Source organism: Paenibacillus sp. LK1, assembly GCF_002750415.1.
In the GTDB taxonomy this organism is placed as follows: Bacteria; Bacillota; Bacilli; order Paenibacillales; family Paenibacillaceae; genus Paenibacillus; species Paenibacillus taichungensis.
In genome coordinates, this window is sequence record NZ_PEII01000010.1 from 256,240 (window position 1) to 275,919 (window position 19,680).

The following is a 19,680-nucleotide window of genomic DNA, read 5'->3' on the forward strand; positions in this document are numbered from 1 at the left end:
ACCATGAAACAACAAACGGCCCAAACGAAAACGAAGAGAGGCACGCCGGATTTCCAACTGCTAATCCTCACTTTATTGTTGGTGGGCTTCGGACTGGTGATGGTGTTCAGCTCCAGTTCCAGCATTGCAATTGCAAATAAAAGTTTTAACAATGATGCCCTGTTCTTCACGAAAAAACAACTTATGTGGGCGGTTATCGGTTTAGTGGGCATGTTTTTTGCCATGAATATCCGATTTAACAAATACAAAAAACTTTATGCACCATTTTTCTTGTTCACGACGGTATTGCTATTGGTCGTTTTGGTTTCAGGCGCGATGTTGAATGGTGCACGAAGCTGGATTCGCATCTTTGGATTCAGTATTCAGCCCGCCGAGTTTGCCAAAATCGCTATTATTCTGTACCTCGCTGCACTGATTACCAAAAAAGGTGAACGGTTCAGGGATCTTAAGACAGGATATATTCCGGTATTGGTTATTGTTGGGTTCATTGCCGGGTTAATCATGCTGCAACCCGACTTTGGTACATGCTTCATTCTTGTGGCTACTTGCGGTCTTGTCATCTACGCAGGTGGCGCTAGCATGAAACATATTCTGGCTTCCATCCTGTTGGTTGTGCTGGGAGCAGCATTAGCACTTGGAGCGAATGCCCTGTTTTCTTCCATGTCTTCTTCAGATACTGCCAGCACTACAGCTACGGAAGCTACACAGAACTACAAAATCGGGCGGATACAGGCGTTCCTTGATCCATTATCCGATACGACAGGCGGAAGCCTTAACCTCTATCGCTCCCTTGTTGCAATTGGAGATGGAGGCATCACCGGCTCCGGGATCGGACAAGGTACGATGAAGCTGCATTATTTGCCAAATGCTTATAATGACTTTATTTTCTCCGTCATTGGGGAAGAGCTTGGCTTTGTTGGAACTGCCCTGTTTCTGTTGGTCTACCTATACTTCATTTGGCGAGGCATTATCGTCTCCCTTCGCTGTCCCGATCCATTTGGGACGCTGGTTGGGATTGGTATTATGGGATTAATTGCAATCCAGGCTTTTATCAATATTGGGGGTGTGACCCAGACCATTCCGGTGACAGGGGTTACCCTTCCGTTCATCAGTTATGGCGGCACCTCACTCTTTGTGATGATGGTGGCCATGGGAATTCTGCTTAGCATTTCGCGTACCAATAATTTGGACGTCATCAAGGAAGAGAAAACGAAGTCGGTGACGGTTCAGACATCCCGTACCTCTCCCGCACTTCGTTCACGTGAATCTATTCGTCGAATTCGGTAATGCGAAGCAAACGTGATACGAATGGTATTGAAACAAAATGAATTGGAAACAGAAAAAGACTTGGCATCGAATTCGATGCCAAGTCTTTTTGCTGTTGTCTATCTAGATGAAGAACCAGGTCAACATACCGCTGTTCTTCCATCACGGATTGCTCAAGTTTACAGATCGTNGCTGTTGTCTATCTAGATGAAGAACCAGGTCAACATACCGCTGTTCTTCCATCACGGATTGCTCAAGTTTACAGATCGTCGCCTCTGAAAGATACGCCTTCTACCTTTACATTGACTTCAACAACACGTAACCCGGTCATGGTCTCTACCGCTTCTCTTACATTCTGCTGGAGCATGCGGGAAACTTCATGAATCGGTGTCTCGTACAGGACGATGATGCGCAGATCAATGGCTGCTTCCAGCTGGCCGACTTCCACGCCTACGCCTTTCTGTACGTTTTTACCGCTCAGGCGCTTGGCCCAGCCCTCTGACAATCCTCCAGACATTGCGGCAATTCCGGGTGTCTCCATCGCAGCCATTCCGGCAATTTTCGCCACTACGTCATCGGCAATCCGGATGTTTCCGCCCTCTAGTTGAAGTTGTTCTGCCATGCCACATCCTCCTTCACTTCGTTACTCGTATTTTAAATCCTTTCCACCCCAAAAAGCAAATTAAACTCAAAAAGATGCGTTTACAACCTACCACGATTTGGTTATATTGAAATATGAAAATAATCTCATAAGTGTTTAGTCATATCGTTTAAAACAAAATAATACGTTACCGAGGTGTTTGTTGTGAGAAACCGAATTTCATCCATTTTGCTGATTGCCACCTTTGCACTCAGCGCCGTCGCCCACTACTTGAAATGGGATTCGATTCTGCAATTCGTCATTTCAGCCATTTCGGTTATTTTTGTGGCCGGTTTTTTAGGCAAAGCCACCGAAAATGTAGCCCATTATGCTGGACAGCGGTTAGGCGGTTTTTTGAATGCTACATTCGGCAATGCCGCCGAATTGATCATCGCCATTTTCCTCGTCAAAGAAGGATTGTTCGACATGGTTAAGGCCAGTTTGACAGGCTCCATTATCGGTAACCTGCTGCTGGTGCTAGGTCTAAGTATCTTTGCCGGAGGACTCAAGTTCAAAATTCAGAATTATAACGTATCGCTTGCCGGTTTAAACGGCTCCCTGATGATTGTAGCCATCATTGCCCTGTTTATCCCAGCCGTCTTCCTGAATACCCATTCCATCACACAGAAGGATACGAACACACTCAGTCTCATTGTCGCAGGTTTGCTGATCCTTGCCTACATAGCGTGGTTGGTATTCTCCATGGTTACACACAAGAACTATCTCGCAGATGTCACAGTGGATGAAGATGAAGAATTGCCGCATGAACATGCACCCGAGTGGTCCAAGAAAAAATCAATTCTCTATCTCGTTCTTGCGACCGTCATGGTTGCCTTCGTCAGTGAATGGCTCGTTGGTACCCTTGAGGTGTTTACTGAACAATTCGGACTCAGCGAACTGTTCGTCGGTGCGTTCCTCGTAGCCATTATCGGTAACGCCGCAGAGCATAGTGCAGCCATCATGCTTGCCATGAAAAACAAAATCGGTGCCGCCGTGGAGATCGCAGTTGGCAGCAGTTTGCAAATCGCACTCTTCGTTGCTCCTGTACTTGTTTTTGTCAGTTTCTTCACTGGCAGAACGATGGACATTGTATTTACAACGATTGAGCTGGTCGCCATAGGCGTAGCCGTATTTATCGCCAAGTCCATCACCCAGGACGGTTCAACCAACTGGTACGAAGGTCTGCTCCTAATGGTTGTGTATGTTATTTTGGGTGTATCGTTCTTCTTGGTATAACAGTACTCCGATCATCCTAATTGATAGTCAAAAAAATTAGCGCGTAAAAGGCAGCCTGGAAATCGCATTTCCAGACTGCTTTTTTCTTTTCTGCCTCTGCCTGAACCACATCAGATGAGCTGTTCCGATCCAGGCGCACAAAAAAAGCATGCAAACACCTGCATGCCTTCTATTCTGACCCACGCTATTGCAGGCTATTGCTCATTCTTCTTGTTCAAAGCTTCATATAGAATCGCCAGATTCCGCTCAAGCGCGCTTACCAGCTGCTTACCAGCACCTTCTGGAAGAAGCCCTGCACGAACAGCAAAATCGACTTCCTTGGAGAACCCATACATCTGTGTATCCAATACTTCCTCATAGAGAGGGCAGTAGCGGGTAGCCAGATTCTCCATCTGTACTTCAATAAGCTTCTGTATTTTATCTGCATCTTCTTGAAGAAGACTGATCGCTTTCAAGTGCAACTGGTCCTGCAGATCAGATGAAGTCATGCATTTTTCCCCCCTATGTCCCAAAAATCGCGTAAAGACGTTCTACCTCTAATATTAGACGAAATCAGGAGCTAATACAAGAACCTGACCAAAATAACCATAGATCTTGAAGAGCTTTATTCCTGCCTAATCCCCCTATTTTACGGAGGTCTTGCCTTACACCTGAATTATCTCATGCAAAAAAAGCACCTCTGCCATAATAGGCAGAGATGCTTCTTAGTGCCATTACTCGGATGCGATACTTACGTTCAGTCCATGTTTGGCAAATACTTCTGACATAGCTGCTTTGGCTTCAGCTGCATCCGGGCCATGAACATGCAGTTCATAGCTGTGCGTGCTGATCAGCGTTGTAAACAGTCCGAGAATACTTTTTACATCGATATACTTGTTCTCTGAATGAAGCACGATTGAAGAAGTAAACTTGCTCGCTGTTTGAGCAATTTCCACTACCGCTGCGTTATTACTCGACATAGGAATCCCTCCGTCTTTTCACTTTTGGTATCATCTATTAATTACCACTACATGATACCGTGAATCCGCTTTCCTAGCAACAGCAAAATACTGTTCCTACTTCAGACGATCCGGATTGAGGCATTCCAGCTCAGGAATAACGAAAATCCCGTCTTTACGGATCAATACATCATCAAAATAAATTTCGCCACCACCGTAGTCTGGACGCTGGATCAACACCAGATCCCAGTGAATGGAGGAACGGTTTCCGTTATCTGTTTCTTCATATGCCTGGCCTGGCGTAAAGTGCAAGCTGCCTGCAATTTTTTCATCAAACAGAATGTCCTTCATTGGGTGCAGGATATGTGGATTAAATCCAATTGCGAATTCTCCGATATGACGAGCGCCCTCATCTGAATTCAGAATTTCATTGATGCGGTCTGTATCGTTGCTTGTTGCTTCAACAATTTTACCGTCTTTAAACGTGAATTTAATATTTTCAAAAGTAATGCCGTTATACAACGTTGGCGCGTTATAACTAATCGTTCCGTTCACGGAATTACGTACAGGGGCACTGTACACTTCGCCATCCGGAATATTTTTTTGGCCAGAACATTTCTCTGCACCGATATCTTTAATGGAGAAGCTCAGGTCTGTTCCCGGTCCAGTGATGCGCACTTTGTCCGTACGTTTCATCAGATTAGCCAATGAATCCTGTGCTTTGTCCATTTTAGCGTAATCCAGATTACATACGTCGAAGTAGAAATTTTCAAACGCTTCTGTGCTTGTATTCGCCAGCTGTGCCATACTTGCATTCGGGTAACGAAGCACAACCCATTTTGTATGTTTTACCCGTTGCTCGCTATGTACCGGATGGGAATAAAGTGAATTGTACATTTTCATTTTCTCTTCCGGTACATCGGACAGATCATTCACATTCTCCCCTGCACGGATGCCAATGTAACAATCCATTTGCTTCATCCGGTTCAGATCGATCTCTGCCCAGGTTTTCACCATTTCTTCTGTCGCATTTTTGAGCATGGCACGCTGTACTGTTTTGTCAGTCAGCTGTACAAAGACGTTACCGCCTTTTTTGCCTACTTCTTCAATAATTGCATTAATCAGATCCCGTTCTGTGCCAATCATCTCAACCAGCACATTCTCGCCGGGCTGTACATCTACAGAGTAGCCCACCAGATTGGCTGCGAGCTTCTGAATTCTTGGGTCCTTCATCTTGTAAACTCCTCCTGTCATCCGCCATCCCCTGAATTGAACAACGGTAAATTACGATACTATTGTAGCACGCTGCAACGATCCCGTCAGCAGGCAGCCCCACAACTTATCTATTCATAGGCCCTGAAGTTTACATCTGTGACAAGAGCTTCTTTATTTCTTTTGCTGTTCATGTCCTTATAGCTCACCTGGCTTTCCGAGGAAAGTCGCAAGGGCAAGCTAGTTTTCCGATCTACGGTTAGATGATACACCGTCTGTACCTCGGCCTGTTTCATCATCTCTTGCATTGATGTTTCCCCTTGCTCCCACACTTTGTTCAAATCCTTCTCCAGTTTCTCCTGACTACCTCCCTTAACCGTAGCAGCCTTGTGCATATACTCCGCCCGAATCGCATTCATCTCGTCGTTAAGCTGCGCGAGTGCCCAAGTTTTGGCGTCTTTTGGCGCGAGTTCAATTCGCAGTATTTTTGTTCGACGGCCTGAACCGTACTCGGACTTTATCGTTTTTTCCATACGATCGATACTTTCCATTTGAGCGATAGGATTAAAACGGGACAACGAACCACGCAGGGGCTCATGTTGGGCAGTTAAAGCCATCCACTGTCCTTGTTTTCGTTCAAATGATGCACTGAATCCGCTCGGTTGCCCGTTATTGTTAACAGCAGCGGCATTTACTCCTTTTATTCCCGCTCCGGCAGCAGTCACAGCTCCAGGCAGCCTCGTTTGCAAGGTCAAACGATCATGATTCTCCAGCTTGCCTTCAAATTTAAACTGATTTTCGAACAGCCCGCTGCTTTCGCGTCGTAATCCCGCTTCCCCGTCAAAACTCAGCTTTTCTTTGCCTGCAATTCCGGATAAAGCCAGTGAAAATAATTCCTCGGGGGTTCGATCTCGCTCTAACAATCCACAACCAGGAGCACACAACACAACAATGCTCAGAAACAACAATAGCCCACGTATATACCGACGGTTCAACATGTTCTATTCCACCTTTCCATCAAACTTTCTCCATAGCCTGCCCCTCCCTTATTTGCTTATACTTCCTTCCTTTGGCATCGCCTTATCAAAAAAATAAAGAGAGGACGACTCCGCAATCGGAATAGTCCTCTCTTAACGTGTAACTTCCTGTTCTTCCATGACGATCCGATTTCGACCACCATGCTTCGCATCATACAAGGCCATATCAGCCCGGTAAAATAACGATTCCACACTAACCTTCTCATCCATCCAGTTCCATTCGGCAATACCGCTGGATACGGTCACGGAAGGCCTTGTCTCCTCAGCGACTCTGGTACGAATGATTTCTGCATATTCCAGTGCCTGACGAGCACCAATCTGAGGCATATAAATAGCCAGTTCTTCTCCACCCCATCTGGCACAGATATCCTCAGGCCGGACGGAACTCGTCACAATGTCGCTCACCTGTTTTAATACCTGATCACCTGTTTGGTGCCCAAACGTATCATTCACCTGTTTAAACTGGTCAATATCCACGACAATGAGTGAACCACAGAATTCATGAGCCTGACGTTCATGGATCACACTATCCAGATAATGCCTCACATACAGTCCTGTCAGCATATCCAGGTTAGCCAAACGTCGTACCTCGGCGTGAAGCGTTGCATTGGAGAGAGCAAGTCCAATATGAATGGACAACATCTGCAACAGACGGTAATTGTCATACGAAAAATACTGCTTTTTGGGATGTCCCAGCAAAATGGCACCCTTCACTTCACCATTCACCCGAAGGGGTGAAGCAATCAATGACATAGAACCAGTAAGATCCATGAAGACCGATGACACTCTATCGTATTTCGCATAATTGGATAGAATGAGCGGTTCTTCGGTTTGATACAGTAACCCTGCGATTCCATAATCCATTGGAAACGATTTGCGACCTAACTCATTCACATTGGAAGACATCACTTCAAAGTGATCCGTACTGTCATTCAGTTGAAGAATACAACATGATTCAGCCTGAAAGATGTCCTTTAACTCCTGCTCGGAGAATTGATAGATCTCCATCAGCTGTAGGCTTTTGTTCAAACGTTGTGTCAGATCGTTGATTAGACGAAGTTCCTGGATCAACATATTCGATTGCTCGTGCAGTTTGGCATTTTCAAAGGCAGTTCCTGCTGTATCCGCCATCATCGTAATGAGTTGGAGATCGGAATCTTCCATTAACTCCTCATTCATCTCAATATGAAATACACCATAGATCCCTTGTTTACCTTTTAGAGGAAGGCCAACCTCCAGAATGCGATGTTCACCTTCATCCGATCGAACAACTATGAGCTTGCCCTCCATGAACGATTGTACACAGATGTCTTCTCCCCGTTCATTTACAAGCAACGGTTTGATACGTGGGTTGAGGCTGCTCTGATCCTGAGACATATACAATGTCATACGAGTTGTTGGATATAAGTAGTCAATGCTGTCGAAGACTTCATCCAATATCGCGTCCACATCCATTTTGTCATGCATCCGTTGAACGATTTGGAAGAGAATCGACCTTCGGTGTTCTTCACGTGCCGTTTGTTCATGAGCATGTAATAGATCCGTCATAAATATGTATTCAAATCTTCGGTAAAAGCAGGTACGATAATGCAATGCCTCCGATCGAACAACGGCTTCAGACGTGTCATCTCGATGTTGCTCGTAGGTTACAGCAGTGAAGACAGCAAACATATCCTTATTTGTCCTGGAGAATAAAGGTTCAGCCATTAGATGGTACTCTCCATTTTCAGTGGTTCCACGTAACGACTGGGCCTGTCCCGTTTCAAGGCATTGCATCACAGTCGAATGTACATCGAGCAATGGAGCCCCTTCATTGCCTTGCCCCATACAGATCCCTTCTGTATTCCATACGTTGTATATTATCGATGATCTGTCCGAGTGCGGCCGCCGTTGGGCGTGCCAGTCGGTGTATGCTTGCTGCAGCAGGGTTTCCAAATATGAAAAATCAAAAGGTGTGATGTCCATTTTTTGCATCCAGAATACATGCGCTTCGTGAGGAGCGGCAGAAGATGCGGAATCGCCCGAACTTCGCGAATCCAAGCTGGCTGGTTTACTTCTTAGATGTTCTAACATGTCAGGCGCTCCTTTGCACCGTTTTTGCATCCACTCGGATGCATTAATCTGCAGACGTTATCGCAAACCTGCAAATCCTATGCGATAACCTTAATGTACAAGATCATTTAAAGTTAAGATACAATCTATTTTACTCTCTTTAAAGCATTTTTGCATCCATATTTCAGAAAATTGTCCCATTATTTTGGGCCTAAGGACCTATCGACAAATTTAGACGTTTTTTTGCTTTTATCACACGCTTGACTTTGGTTCTAGTAAACTGTAAAATAAATTGTTGATGAAGACTACTAATGGGTCTTTAAATTTGGGCATTACCGGTTGTGTCACCCTCATTCTTTTTGTTGCTTTCAGGACAGCGGCTGAACTTTTCTGATCGTCTTATGCGTGGCTTAGCCCGCATCAACAAATTGGAGCGCAAACAGAGCCCTATATGAACTTTAACTAAAAAGGAGCTACTTTAAACATGGCACGTTACACTGGTCCTAAATTTAAATTGAGCCGTCGCCTCGGCATTTCCCTGAGCGGAACAGGCAAAGAATTGAAACGTCCTTTCCCTCCAGGTCAGCACGGAGCTAACCAACGGAGAAAAATGAGCAACTACGGTATGCAATTGCAAGAAAAACAAAAACTGCGTCACATGTACGGTTTGGGCGAGAAGCAATTCCGCACTCTCTTTGCTAAAGCGCAAAAAATGCAAGGTATCGCGGGTGAAAACTTCATGTTCTTGCTTGAGAGCCGCCTTGATAACCTCGTATATCGCCTTGGATTCGCTAACTCCCGCGCTGGTTCGCGTCAGTTGGTATCCCACGGTCACGTAACTGTAAACGGCAAAAAAGTTGACATCGCTTCTTACCAAGTAAGCACTGGCGACGTTATCAGCCTGCGTGAAAGAAGCCGCGGTCTTTCTTCCGTTAAGGAAGCTTTGGAAAACCGTTCGCATCTTCCGGCATACGTAGAATTCAACGATACTGCTCTGGAAGGTAAATTTATTCGTTTGCCTGAGCGTTCGGAATTGTCCCAAGACATCGACGAAAAACAAATCGTCGAGTTCTACAACCGTTAATCGTTGGAATTTCATTAAAACAGCTGTCCGAGATTTTCTCGGCAGCTGTTTTTTTTATTATAAGAGAAACAAAGAACAAAAAAATGGAGTTCATGCCCCCTGTATCAAATGCATGGAATGGCCTCCTTCCTATAAATAGTCATCTATTTTATCCATACTCGAATGCTCAAGACTTCCACGTTTTACTGAAATTCTCCATGACTTCTCATGATATGTAATTCAATTCCGCATGATATATATCATAAACCAAGAAAGTATGGCAATTTTCGACCATTGCTTGTATTTCTCAGGCATGCAAACCAGCCTTTTTATGCTATAATAAGTGCTGTTAAAAGGAGGAAGACACTGAATGGTTGATGTTAATAAGAAAAAGCCCGATGAACAGCCTGCCCGCAAGCGCAGCTTCGCCCGCAGACTGGGTAGTTTCGTCAAATGGATGGTTGTCCTGGGATTCATGGGGGTACTATTTGTAGGCGGTGCTCTGATGGGATACGTCAGTTCCATTGTGAAAGACGAACCTGTCCGTTCAAGGGCGCTGATTGAACAAAAAGTCAGCGAAAACTCCATCACAGGCTTTGCTTACTTTGCCGACGGCAGCCCGATCGGTCAATTACGAACAGAAGAAGACAGGCGTCCGGTCACCTTTGACCAGATTCCGCAGAACGTTATTGATGCAGTCATTTCGATTGAAGACAATCATTTTTACGAACATAAAGGTGTAGACATGAGCGGAACGCTCCGTGCCGTGAAACAGAAAGTGTTAAAAGAATCTGTTCAAACTGGCGGTAGCACACTGACTCAGCAATTGGCCCGGCGTGTATTCCTCAATCTGGATCGAACCGAGGACCGGAAAGTGAAAGAAATATTACTTTCGCTCCGACTCGAACGTTTCCTGACCAAAGACGAAATTATGACAGCGTATCTGAACAAGGTTCCTTTTGGTAACGGCTCCAGTGGATATAATGTATATGGAGTCAAGGCAGCTGCCAAAGGACTGTTCAATATTAATGATTTGAGCACATTAAACACAGCTCAGGCTGCTTATCTGGCAGGATTGCCTCAGCTCCCCTCCTCTTATTCTGCCTTTAATGGAAAAGGTGACTTTGTTGAGGACAATTTTGAGCGTGCAATCAATCGTCAGCATCTGGTCTTGCGCCGTATGCTGGAACTGGGCAAAATTAATCAATCCGAGTATGACGAAGCTCTTGCTTTTGACATCAAGAGTTCACTCGCACCCAAAACCATCAAAGCTTACAATACTTATCCATACCTTATGATGGAAACAGAGCGTCAAGCTGCACAGATTCTAATGCAACTCAATTCGGATAAAGCTGAAGGCACGGATGCCAAAGCGGATACAGCCAAGGATACGGATACAGCTACACCGCAAAAAGAAAGCAGTGTCCTGCTGGAAGAAGCTCAGCAGCAATTGCGTACAGGTGGATATCGTATCTACACGACGATCAACAAGAGTATCTACAAAACGATGCGTACTATTGCCGAAGATGACAGTAATTTCGCTGCTGACGATCCCGTGAAGGGAAAAGAACAGACTGCTGCCATGTTGATCAATCACAAAACAGGCGCCATTCTCGGCATGATTGAAGGCCGTGATTTCCAGGATGAACAGATGAACTATGCAACCCAGATGGTGCGTCAGCCAGGTTCAACTATGAAACCTATTGCTGCTTATCTGCCTGCACTGGATGAAGGGCTTGTTCAACCAGCTTCCATTATTGATGATTCACCGATAATTCTGAAGGACGGCCAGACTGGATTCCATATTCCGAAAAATGCCAACAATCGCTACCAGGGACTTGTGACTGCCCGTAGAGCACTCAACTACTCGCTGAATGTTCCTGCGCTGAAGCTGTTCAACGAAGATGTTGGTATCGACAAATCATGGGCCTTCGCCAAGAAGCTTGGGATTACCACCATCCAACCGATTGACTACCAAGCCCAGACTGGTGTACTTGGAGGACTTCAGTACGGTGTTACCGTTGAAGAGCTCACCAATGCCTATGGAGCCATTGCCAACAATGGTGTGTACAATGATTCCTATATGATTAGCAAAATTGTAGACTCAAAAGGGAATATCGTATATAAACACGATGCAGAACCTGTTCAAGCTTTCTCAGAACAGACGGCTTACCTGATGACAGATATGCTTCGCACCGTTATTACGGAAGGTACAGCCGATAAAGTTCGTGAAAATTACAAGTACTCCAAGAGTGTGCCTATCGTAGGCAAAACGGGTTCAACTCAAAACTACGCCGATGTTTGGTTTGAAGGCTATACACCGGATGTCACGTTGGGTGTATGGGTTGGATACAAACAGCCGGTAAACACGCTGGAGACAAGATCACAGAAGAAACGTGCACAGCAGCTGTGGACGCAAATCATGAATCAAGTCATCGCTACTGACAAAGAGATGTTCGTAACCGATTCGTTCAAGAAACCATCCGGGATCGAGACACGAACCGTATCCGCTTATAGCGGCAAATTGCCAACATCTCTGACTGACAGATTTGTCACTGATATTTTCAATAGCAAGTTTGTGCCGAAGGATAGCGATGATGGCGTCGCAAAAGCCAAATATATCACTTACAATGGTGTCAACTACATTCCGCGTGATGAAACACCTGGAGATATGACAAAAGAGAAAACGGTCGTTAAGCGCAAGAAACCGATCTCTGATCTCATCAAGGAACTGCAAAGTGCATTCTCACGCATGAGTCGTCACGAATCACTTGCATATTACCTGCCGGAAGATGCCGATGCAGACATGCCGACACAGATCGATCCAAGAACCGATAACGGCAAAGCACCGGATGCACCAGGCAATGTGAGAATTTCCGTTGCCAATGGAAACGCCGTGATTACGTTTAATGCAACACCAGAAAGTGATGTGGTTGGTTATCGCCTGTATCGCTCAGTAAATGGCGCCGGATTCCAGAATCAGGGGCAGGTTGTCCTGACAGGTGAGTCCAGATCATTTACCGCATATGCACAGGGTGGAAACTTTGCGTTCTACGTCACAGCAGTAGATGTAGCGGGTCGTGAGTCTGCTCCTAGCGCAGCAGTTAGCAGTGCGGGAATGGTAGAGCCTCCTGCAGATGAAGAAATAAATGAACCGATTAATGTTCCGGGAACAGTCGTTACACCGGAAGACTCTCAGAATGAGAATACCGCATCTACGGCTCCGGCTACGCCGGGCCAAGTGACCGTGTCGGCGCTTTCCCAAGGACTGCGCATTCAGTGGGCCTCCAATCCGGAATCGGATGGCGTTCAAAGTTATGCTGTATATTTTAGTGAAACAGGGACAGCCCCTTACACCAAAATTGGCACAACTTCAGGTACCTCCATGGACTACGGAGTGCCTGCATCCACCAGTGGATGGTTCAAGGTATCCGCCAGCAACAGCATAGGCGAATCCGAGCCGTCCGGAGCCGTGCATTTCCAACCGTAATACAGAGTTACCATAGCTCCACTCTTAACCCCATTCTCGCATCATGAGGATGGGGTTTTGTTATTCGTGCATAATCCAAAGTAAAAAAGCCTGATCCGTAAGTGAGACACGGATCAGGCTTTTTATTGGAATCATGGGGCAAGCAGACACGTAGCATCTGCTGGTTTATACTTTAGTCTTCAATGGTCGATAGATCGCCTGTCGGCAGATCCAACTCCCAAGCTTTCAACACACGGCGCATAATCTTGCCGGAGCGGGTCTTGGGCAGTTTATCCTTGAACTCAATCTCACGCGGAGCGGCATGAGCAGACAAGCCTTCTTTTACAAATCGATAGATCTCTTCCTTCAGCTCCGGTGTCGGCTCATACCCCTCACGCAGTGCCACAAAGGCCTTAATGATCTCTCCGCGAGTTACATCCGGTTTGCCGATAACGCCCGCCTCTGCTACCGCAGGGTGCTCTACGAGCTTGCTCTCCACTTCAAAGGGGCCAATGCGTTCGCCTGAAGAGTTAATGACATCATCAATCCGGCCCTGGAACCAAAAGTAGCCATCTTCGTCCATATAAGCGGAATCACCGGATACATACCAGCCAGAAAGTCGGAAGTACTCCTCGTATTTGGCCGGATTATTCCAGATCTTCGCCATCATGGACGGCCAGGAAGTACGAATAGCCAGGTTACCCATACTGTAAGGCGGCAGTTCCTGTCCTCGATCGTCAATAATGGCGGCTTCAATCCCCGGTAATGGACGACCCATGGAACCTGGTTTAATTGGCATGCCCGGGTAGTTACAGATTAACTGTCCACCCGTCTCCGTCATCCACCATGTATCATGAATTCGCTGTCCATAGGCTTTCCAGCCCCAACGGACCACCTCGGGATTAAGCGGTTCGCCAACAGACATGACGTGACGGAGACTGCTCAGATCATGCTGGGCAATGGTCTCTTCGCCCGCCCCCATCAACATTCGGAAAGCCGTCGGCGCACTGTACCATACGCTAACTTTATTTTTCTCAATGGTGCTGTACCAGTCTTGCGGACTGAAACGTCCTCCACGAATAACGTTGGTCACCCCATTCAACCAGGGTGCAAAGATCCCGTAGGATGTACCTGTGACCCAACCCGGATCAGCTGTGCACCAGTATACGTCATCCTCGCGCAAATCGAGTACAACCTTGCCGGTGTAATAATGCTGAATCATCGCATTCTGCACATGATATACACCTTTCGGTTTACCTGTAGAGCCGGATGTATAGTGAATCAGCAGACCGTCTTCGCGAGTCAGCCACTCCACTTCCATATCATCCGAAGCTGCCGACATCTCTGCATCAAAGTCGATGAGTCCTTCTTCCGTCTGTGGACCACCACCCACAACAAAGATATGCTTCAGTTCCGGCAACTCGGAACGTTTGATTCGTCCCAGCAATTGAGGGGTCGTCACCAGGGCTACAGCTCCGCTATCCTCCAGTCGGTCTTTCACCGCAGTTTCCATAAAGGCTTCAAATAGCGGACCTGCAACAGCCCCAACCTTCAATATGCCCAACAGACTAAAATAGAGCTCAGGACTGCGTGGCATAAAAATAAATACCCGATCACTTTTAGCAATGCCATATTTACGCAGGACGTTACCGAAGCGACTCGACTGCTCACTCAAGTCAGCAAACGTGTATGCCTCTTCACGCGAAGCATCACTGTATAATAGCGCCGTTCTCCCGCCTCTTCCTTCCAGCACATGACGATCTATCGCTTCATGCGCCATGTTGACTTTCCCGCTGGCGTGCCACGTAAAGTGCTTTTCAACCGATTCCCAATCAAACCGGCTTCGGGCCTCCGTGTAATCGCCCAGATTAGATTCAGACACAACCGTTTGCAGCATCTCACCATGTGCTTGACTCATGCTTGCCAGCCTCCTTCAACTCGACATTTCGATTCCCAATATGGGTCACTTCTGATTGCCTTTGTGTTGACTGAACTTCCAGTTAGCGCTTACATTAGTAGAGAGAACTTCTCATCATGTACTTGCCCAGGCCAAACCGATGAACCCAAACTGCAGTTGAATTGTGAACATTTTTTGTCTACGCAATTATAGCAAATCTTTTCAATCATCGTCTATGGCTTTTCAAATTTTTGGTTTTTTGCTATAAGTAGGGGGAGAGAGGAGCATGAACTATGGAGCATATTAAGGAGCATCATATGCGTTCCATCTTCAAGTCCGGCCACCGAATCATCATTGAGGGACCAGTTCAGGCCGAGACGATTACGCAGCTTGAATTTCATTCCGATCTGGATGCCTTCCGGCGCCCTTCGGAACAACAGGAGGCATTGGCCGAAATTGCCGCTTTGCCTGAAGGTCGAATCATCATTGCACGGGAGAATGAAACCATTGTCGGTTATGTGACTTTCCATTATGCAGATGAATGCGAACGTTGGTCGGAAGGCAATATGACCGATCTAATTGAGCTGGGCGCCATTGAGGTTGCGGATTCCTATCGCTCTCTCGGGATCGGGCGCGAAATGCTGCTCACCGCGTTTGAAAATGGACAGATGGAGAAATATATCATATTCACAACGGAATATTACTGGCATTGGGATTTGAAGGGCAGTGCCCTTTCCGTATGGGATTACCGCAAGATGATGGAAAAATTGATGCAAACCGTAGACATGACTTGGTACGCCACCGATGATCCCGAGATTTGTTCACATCCAGCGAACTGCCTCATGGTCCGCATTGGCAGCCAAGTACCCTTGGAATCGGAAGAACAGTTCGACCGCGTTCGATTCCGCCATCGGTTTATGTACTAATCACGAACTCACATGGATGATTTCCGAATGCGTATACATAGAAAAACCGCCTCTTCGCGAACAGGTTCATCATGGATGATCTGAAAGGAGGAAGCGGTTTTTGTTGTTTTTAAGCCTATACCATGCTCAACATGCGTATACCTTATGGGGTTACATATGTTCCAGCATATGTTCCACAATACGGTGAGAGCGCTGGGAAGACTCCACAGTAAACTCGGCAAAGTTCACATGTGCTGATCCATCTGCTTTGTCAGACATTGCGCGAAGTATAACGAACGGAACACGGTTCATGAAGCTTACTTGCGCTACGGCAGCTCCCTCCATCTCCGCACATGCCCCATTCATTTCGGTATACAGCATTTTCACCGTATCCTTGTTTGCAATGAATTGATCTCCTGACAGCACTTTGCCGATCAGATAGTTCGCTCCTTGCGCTTTGCAGGCTTCTTCAGCTAACGCAATAAGGGATGCTTCCGCCGGAAAGGCGGACGTCTCCTGGTAAGGAATAACCCCGCGCTCAAATCCAAGTGGAGTCACATCCATATCATGCTGTACACATTCGGACGAGATGACCATATCTCCAATGTTCAACTCCGGATTAACTGCACCCGCAACACCCGTGAAAATAATACGGTTAACCTGAAAACGATCAATTAAAATCTGTGTCGTCACAGCTGCATTTACTTTACCCACGCCTGATTTGCAGACCACAATCTGTTTACCCAGCCATTCACCTGCGACATAGGTAATACCGGTTTGTTTTACGGTCTCTAGTTGCTTCATACCAGCTAAGAGAAGTTCTACTTCCTCATCCATTGCACCAATGATACCGATCGTTTCACGCATGTTATGACCTCCTATATAGCATTCTGCATGCAAACCTGGACTCGTTTCCCTCCAAGTATGTTTTTAGTCTACGTCCAAAACCCATTCAGCACAAAAGCTCCGTTTCCGGAGCTTCCGTCATTCCACTATGTAGAGAGAATGCCTTCTCCCTTTCTTAAACCATTTCCATTTCAATCGGAAATGACGATGAATCATCCAAGCCTGTATTTAAACTACGTCTGCATGGCTTACAGACAGACGAAGAATCGTTTCATGCGGCAAAATAACCCGTGGGTTTTCCACATTTTCTTTCTTCATAAGCTTGGTCAGCAAACGCATCGCTACAGCGCCCAGGTCATACATCGGTTGAGCTACAGTAGTCAACTGAGGGCGGACCATGGAAGCCATACGAATGTTATCCACACTGATGATGGAGAAGTCATCCGGTACCTTCAGACCTTCATCCTGAATGCTGTGAATAGCACCAATTGCCATCTCATCTGTTGCAGCAAAGATTGCCGATGGTTTTTTCTTCAAACCGAGGAAATACTTCATCGCTTCCACACCAGACTCATAACGATAGTTACCAATGCGTACGAGATCCTCCTGATATTCCATACCTGCTGCTTCAAGCGCTTTCTTGTACCCTTGGAAACGAGCATAACCGTTGGCAGGATCTTGCAGTGTACCACTGATCATTGCGATTTCCTTGTGTCCATGACGGATCAACGTATTTACAGCGTCAAATGCCGCTGCTTCATGATCGATATCTACAGAAGGGTACGTGCCCTTCTCGTCACTTGTTGCACAGAGAACAATCGGCACAGCCGCTGATTGGAACGCCTGAATATGCTCGTCCGTCACAGTTCCACCCATGAAGAGCAGACCGTCCACTTGTTTCTCGAGCAACGTGTTAATTACACGAATTTCTTTTTCTTTCTTCTTATCCGCGTTACACAAAATAATGTTGTAGTGATACATATTCGCAATATCTTCAATTCCGCGGGCAATCTCTGCAAAGGTTGAGTTCGAAATGTCCGGAATAACGACCCCGACCGTGGTTGTCTTCTTGCTCGCCAAGCCTCTGGCTACCGCATTCGGACGATATCCCAACCGATCGATGGCTTCATATACTTTTTTGCGTGTCTGTGGCTTAACATTAGGGTTATTATTAACAACCCGTGATACCGTTGCCATAGAGACACCGGCCTCACGTGCCACATCATAAATGGTTACCGTCACAGTACTTCTCTCCATTACCAGTAAATTTTCATACCATTTTCATTAAGATTTATATTACGACAAATTTATGCATTAATCAATTAAAATAGGCTTTAGGACTCACGCAGTGCATTCGTGATTGTGGTTGAAGTAATATTCGAGTGGGAAGTATGCCATACAGGAATTCCCTTTTTGACTAGAATCGCCTGCGGAGATTCGTGCTTAACACCCAGCTTGTCCGCTGCTTCATTGGACACAGGGCGATCTTCCACTACATAAATGATACCGTATTTCACTTGTTCACTTGGACTATTTTGCAAATAATCGTTCATCTCCTGATAAGCATTCGCGCTGATCGGGCAGCGTGTACTGTGCTTAAACAGAAGCAAGGGTTGATCCTCGGTAGCCTCCACTGCGGAGTTTAGCTGTTCAATACTTGTCATTTTAGTCATGTCAGCCATTTGATATACATCCCCCTTTACCAGGATTACCGCTATGTTGAGCGTTTTCACTCTACGATATCTTAACAAAAAGCGGGCGAAAAAGCCAATTTTCATGAAAACAAGCATTTTGCACGTCAAAATTAGACAGCATTCGAGAAGTGCGCCTGCCATACAAAGCCGGATAATTGACCTAATCTGCGCTGTGTTGTCTCGATCCATTCTTGATCATTAGATTTCTGAGCATAGCCCATAATATCCAGCAGAAGGTTAATTCTCTCCTCCACAGCACGTTGCATCCGATGCTCCATCTCACGATCCGAAGCGTCCGGCCAGGCCAACAATTGTTCATGGAAGAGGTCCGCAAGTTCATTACGCGCTCCAAACGATACATCCTGTTTCGCTGGCTGTTCGCCGAGTGTACTGATGCACTCTTTCAAATCCGGCTTGACCGGCTGAAGTACCTCATAGGAAACACAATCTGTACAAGCAAATACAGGTACGTTACGAATCTCCACCTTTTTGGCATATACCACCGTTCTTAATTCCAATTCCATTACATGTCCGCATCTGCACGTCTTACGCACAGTCATCACCTCATTCGTTCTATACTCTTATATAGATACCATTCGACCTATTTCCGCTCAAATCCTGCTATAAACCATAGGTTGCACAAATTACCACCGTCTCCAGAAGAAGGTTGTCGAATGTAGGCATTCATAGAGTTGTAATCGCTTCCCTTCTGGCGAGATTGCATGACGATGAAGTCACCATGAGAATCTGTTACAATAAAGACGCTATGTGCTAATTACCGCAAAAGGAGAGATGATGATGAGATTAACAGGCAAAAAAGTCATCGCCCTGGTCGATGAAGAATTCGAAGATCTAGAACTGTGGTATCCGGTGCATCGTGTCCGTGAAGAAGGTGCTGAGGTGCATCTCGCCGGAGAGAAAAAAGGCAAAACCTACATTGGTAAATATGGTGTTCCTGCCGAAGCGGAATACAGTTTTGATGAATTGGATAGTTCAAACTATGATGGTATTCTTGTACCCGGGGGCTGGGCACCAGACAAGCTTCGTCGCTACCCCAAAGTACTTGAGCTCGTCAAGGAAATGCATGCGGATCGTAAGCCGATTGGACAGATCTGTCACGCAGGCTGGGTACTGATATCCGCCAAAATACTGGACGGGGTTACGGTCACATCTACACCGGGTATCCGGGATGATATGGAAAATGCCGGAGCCATCTGGAAAGATGAAGCCGTTGTTGTGGATGGACACATCATTTCAGCTCGTCGTCCACCTGACCTTCCGCCATATGGCAAAACATTCTGCGATGCACTTGCTGAAAAATAAAACAAACCCCCGCGCCAATGGCGTGGGGTTTTTATCGTTAAAATAAGACTTTTTTCCAAAATTGTACAAAAGTTAATATTTTCACTTAAAGGTATTTATTTG

The 19,680-nt window shown here is 46.1% G+C and carries 17 protein-coding genes; 6 read left to right on the plus strand and 11 right to left on the minus strand.

The features are described from left to right. The first annotated feature begins 3 nt into the window (after positions 1-3). The gene (gene ftsW, locus CS562_RS22410) at positions 4-1,287 is read left to right on the plus strand and encodes a putative lipid II flippase FtsW (protein ID WP_099858257.1); all 1,284 of its coding nucleotides are present in this window, start codon (positions 4-6) and stop codon (positions 1,285-1,287) included. A gap of 238 nt (positions 1,288-1,525) precedes the next feature. Here the strand turns inward: ftsW and CS562_RS22415 are convergent, their stop codons facing one another. After that, the gene (locus tag CS562_RS22415; RefSeq protein WP_024631137.1) at positions 1,526-1,888 is read right to left on the minus strand and encodes an Asp23/Gls24 family envelope stress response protein; all 363 of its coding nucleotides are present in this window, start codon (positions 1,886-1,888) and stop codon (positions 1,526-1,528) included. A 183-nt stretch (positions 1,889-2,071) separates the two neighbouring features. Between CS562_RS22415 and cax the strand changes: the two genes are divergently transcribed. Beyond that, on the plus strand, positions 2,072-3,142 hold the full coding sequence (cax, locus tag CS562_RS22420; protein WP_099858258.1) for a calcium/proton exchanger: 1,071 nt from the start codon (positions 2,072-2,074) through the stop codon (positions 3,140-3,142). 194 nt (positions 3,143-3,336) lie between these two features. On the opposite strand, the gene CS562_RS22425 is transcribed toward cax, so the two are convergent. From CS562_RS22425 to CS562_RS22445, 5 genes are all read right to left on the minus strand, one after another. Beyond that, positions 3,337-3,630 carry an Fpa/YlaN family protein gene (locus CS562_RS22425; protein ID WP_024631139.1) on the minus strand — a complete coding sequence of 98 codons (294 nt, stop codon included), beginning with the start codon at positions 3,628-3,630 and terminating at the stop codon, positions 3,337-3,339. Positions 3,631-3,855: 225 nt separating this feature from the next. Beyond that, a complete protein-coding gene (locus CS562_RS22430) occupies positions 3,856-4,101 on the minus strand; it encodes an HPr family phosphocarrier protein (protein ID WP_024631140.1) in 246 nt (81 codons plus the stop codon). A 96-nt stretch (positions 4,102-4,197) separates the two neighbouring features. Continuing rightward, positions 4,198-5,313 carry an aminopeptidase gene (locus CS562_RS22435; protein WP_076288217.1) on the minus strand — a complete coding sequence of 372 codons (1,116 nt, stop codon included), beginning with the start codon at positions 5,311-5,313 and terminating at the stop codon, positions 4,198-4,200. Positions 5,314-5,423: 110 nt separating this feature from the next. Beyond that, positions 5,424-6,290, minus strand: a complete 867-nt coding sequence (locus tag CS562_RS22440) for a hypothetical protein (protein ID WP_099858259.1) — start codon at positions 6,288-6,290, stop codon at positions 5,424-5,426. A gap of 132 nt (positions 6,291-6,422) precedes the next feature. After that, positions 6,423-8,402 (minus strand): sensor domain-containing diguanylate cyclase, encoded by a 1,980-nt coding sequence (locus CS562_RS22445; RefSeq protein WP_099858260.1) that lies wholly within the window; start codon positions 8,400-8,402, stop codon positions 6,423-6,425. A gap of 463 nt (positions 8,403-8,865) precedes the next feature. Here CS562_RS22445 and rpsD point away from each other — a divergent pair, with 463 nt between their 5' ends. Both rpsD and CS562_RS22455 read left to right on the plus strand, forming a co-directional pair. Then, positions 8,866-9,465: a 30S ribosomal protein S4 gene (gene rpsD, locus CS562_RS22450; protein ID WP_076288214.1), complete on the plus strand. Its 600-nt coding sequence runs from the start codon at positions 8,866-8,868 to the stop codon at positions 9,463-9,465. A 349-nt stretch (positions 9,466-9,814) separates the two neighbouring features. Next, positions 9,815-12,934, plus strand: coding sequence for a transglycosylase domain-containing protein (locus CS562_RS22455; protein ID WP_099858261.1), 3,120 nt, complete (start codon positions 9,815-9,817; stop codon positions 12,932-12,934). A 172-nt stretch (positions 12,935-13,106) separates the two neighbouring features. Here CS562_RS22455 and acsA read toward each other — a convergent pair whose 3' ends face one another. Beyond that, positions 13,107-14,831: an acetate--CoA ligase gene (gene acsA / locus CS562_RS22460; protein ID WP_099858262.1), complete on the minus strand. Its 1,725-nt coding sequence runs from the start codon at positions 14,829-14,831 to the stop codon at positions 13,107-13,109. 272 nt (positions 14,832-15,103) lie between these two features. On the opposite strand from acsA, the gene CS562_RS22465 reads away from it, so the two are divergent. Next, positions 15,104-15,736, plus strand: a complete 633-nt coding sequence (locus CS562_RS22465; RefSeq protein WP_076288211.1) for a GNAT family N-acetyltransferase — start codon at positions 15,104-15,106, stop codon at positions 15,734-15,736. 150 nt (positions 15,737-15,886) lie between these two features. On the opposite strand, the gene CS562_RS22470 is transcribed toward CS562_RS22465, so the two are convergent. From CS562_RS22470 to CS562_RS22485, 4 genes are all read right to left on the minus strand, one after another. Then, positions 15,887-16,582, minus strand: a complete 696-nt coding sequence (locus CS562_RS22470; RefSeq protein WP_099858263.1) for a 5'-methylthioadenosine/adenosylhomocysteine nucleosidase — start codon at positions 16,580-16,582, stop codon at positions 15,887-15,889. 207 nt (positions 16,583-16,789) lie between these two features. Next, a complete protein-coding gene (gene ccpA, locus CS562_RS22475) occupies positions 16,790-17,803 on the minus strand; it encodes a catabolite control protein A (RefSeq protein WP_024631149.1) in 1,014 nt (337 codons plus the stop codon). A gap of 92 nt (positions 17,804-17,895) precedes the next feature. Further along, a complete protein-coding gene (ytxJ, locus tag CS562_RS22480; RefSeq protein ID WP_076288209.1) occupies positions 17,896-18,243 on the minus strand; it encodes a bacillithiol system redox-active protein YtxJ in 348 nt (115 codons plus the stop codon). A gap of 122 nt (positions 18,244-18,365) precedes the next feature. Next, positions 18,366-18,779 carry a hypothetical protein gene (locus CS562_RS22485; protein WP_083678798.1) on the minus strand — a complete coding sequence of 138 codons (414 nt, stop codon included), beginning with the start codon at positions 18,777-18,779 and terminating at the stop codon, positions 18,366-18,368. 271 nt (positions 18,780-19,050) lie between these two features. Between CS562_RS22485 and CS562_RS22490 the strand changes: the two genes are divergently transcribed. Continuing rightward, positions 19,051-19,578 (plus strand): type 1 glutamine amidotransferase domain-containing protein, encoded by a 528-nt coding sequence (locus tag CS562_RS22490; protein WP_099858264.1) that lies wholly within the window; start codon positions 19,051-19,053, stop codon positions 19,576-19,578. The last annotated feature ends 102 nt before the right edge of the window (positions 19,579-19,680 follow it).